3 protein-coding genes are annotated in these 1,674 nt (G+C 72.1%); all 3 read right to left on the reverse strand.

Going from position 1 to position 1,674, the window contains the following annotated elements:
• Positions 1-112: 112 nt before the first annotated feature.
• Complete coding sequence (locus ACYVE9_RS25790; RefSeq protein WP_461030304.1) at positions 113-559, reverse strand: SRPBCC family protein; 447 nt, start codon at positions 557-559, stop codon at positions 113-115.
• Between the two features lie 91 nt (positions 560-650).
• A complete protein-coding gene (locus ACYVE9_RS25795) occupies positions 651-968 on the reverse strand; it encodes a DUF6343 family protein (protein WP_461030305.1) in 318 nt (105 codons plus the stop codon).
• A gap of 264 nt (positions 969-1,232) precedes the next feature.
• Positions 1,233-1,586, reverse strand: a complete 354-nt coding sequence (locus ACYVE9_RS25800) for a hypothetical protein (RefSeq protein ID WP_461030306.1) — start codon at positions 1,584-1,586, stop codon at positions 1,233-1,235.
• Positions 1,587-1,674: the final 88 nt, after the last annotated feature.

Raw genomic sequence — 1,674 nt, forward strand, 5'->3', positions numbered from 1 at the left:
CCCCCCCCCCCCGGGCCGGTGGTGTTCCCTGCCGGGGCTCCGGCTCCGAGCTCCCGGCGGCTGCGCGCCACGGGGCCGCCCGACGGCAGCTCGGCAGCCGTCAGTGCCTGGCTCACACCTCGCCGCGCCACCCGCCGGACTCGTTGCCGCGCTCCTCGATGAACTTCTTGAAGCGGTCCAGGTCGCCCTTGGCCATGCGGCGCACGAGGCCCAGCTTGTCGGCCACGGTGTCGGCGATCACCTCGGGGGCGTGCTCCAGCTGGAGCATCACCTTCGAGCGACGGTCGTCCAGCCGGTGGAAGGTGACCACACCGGCCTGCTTGGGCCCGGTGACGCTCGTCCAGGCGATGCGCTCGTCCGGGATCTGCTCGGTGATGTCCGCGTCGAACTCCCGCTTCACACCGGCGATCTTGGTCACCCAGTGGGTGCTGGTGGGGGTGACCTGGTCGACGCGTTCGACGCTGTCCATGAAGTGCGGGAACTCCTCGAACTGCGTCCACTGGTTGTAGGCGGTGTTGACCGGCACCTCGACCTCGACGGACTCCTCGATGTGCGACACGGGTTCCTCCTGTTCGTGTGGTTCGCCTTGCGGCGGTCCTGCGGGGTGCCGGGTACCCGGGGGCACCGCGATCACTCCCGCGAACGCCCGGTCAGGTCCGGGCGGCGCGGCGGGCGCGGCTGATCCGGCGCAGCACGACCAGCAGGTCGATCACGGCGAAGACGGCCAGACCGGTACTGATCCAGGCGAGGGTGCGCAGCGAGTCCGGCGTCGGTGTGTCCTGCGGATCGGCGTTCCCGGACCAAGCCCAGAAGAGCACGGCTCCGGCGACGAAGAGCGGGGTGAACACGAGCGCCAGGATCAGGCGCATGCGCAGCGCGCTGCGGGCGGTGATGGGTTCGCTGCCGGTGCGCGGCAGCAGGCGTCCCAGGATGCCCTCGCGGTCGGGATCGGGGCGTCGGTCGGACATGGTGCTCACCTCTCACCGTGATTGCGGACTCGACGGGCACCGTGACCACCCTGAGGCCGGTGGGCCGGGCGTCACCGTGGCCACGGAGGCTCCGGACCGACCGGCGACGCCGGACCGGCGACGAGCTGCCGCCGGTCGTCCTTCTGCGGCGCGTCGGCGGTACCGGTTCGCGGTCGGGAACGGGGGCAGCGCCGCACGACGGCTCCCGTGTCAGGGGCGAGCCCCATCCGTGGCGGGTCGGCGACCGTGCGTCGGAGCCGGGGTTCAGTCGTAGCGCTCGAGTGAGCGTTCCAGCTCCTGGATCCGGGCATCGAGGGCCTCCGCCCTGCGCAGCTGCTCGTACCGGGTGCACGGCGGCCTGGCGGTTATCACCACGGCCGCACCGCGGTACAGGCAGTAGACGGGCACCACCAACGGCCAGGCCAGTCCGTAGACGAAGGCCTGCACGGCTGCGGGGTTCTTGCCGACCGTCCTGAAGCGCTCCAGGGGATCCTCGTCGGGGTACCGCCGGCCCTCGTGGCGGATGAAGCGACTTCGCTCGATCCCGTAGCCGACCCGGGCGGTCAGTAAGGTGATCACCAGGTATGCCAGCAGCACGAGCAGGGCAGGGGCCAGCATCGTTCAGCTCTCCTTCCCGCGGGTGCGCCCCGCCCCGGTCTTCCGCCGGCGGGGCCCCGCGCGGCCGGCCGGGCGGGGCCGCGGTGAC

The sequence above is a fragment of the Streptomyces sparsus genome (genome assembly GCF_054776295.1).

Excerpts from the sequence above, each read along its gene's own strand:
- ACYVE9_RS25800 (WP_461030306.1), bottom strand. The coding sequence starts at position 1,586 with ATGCTGGCCCCTGCCCTGCTCGTGCTGCTGGCATACCTGGTGATCACC.
- ACYVE9_RS25795 (WP_461030305.1), bottom strand. The coding sequence starts at position 968 with ATGTCCGACCGACGCCCCGATCCCGACCGCGAGGGCATCCTGGGACGC.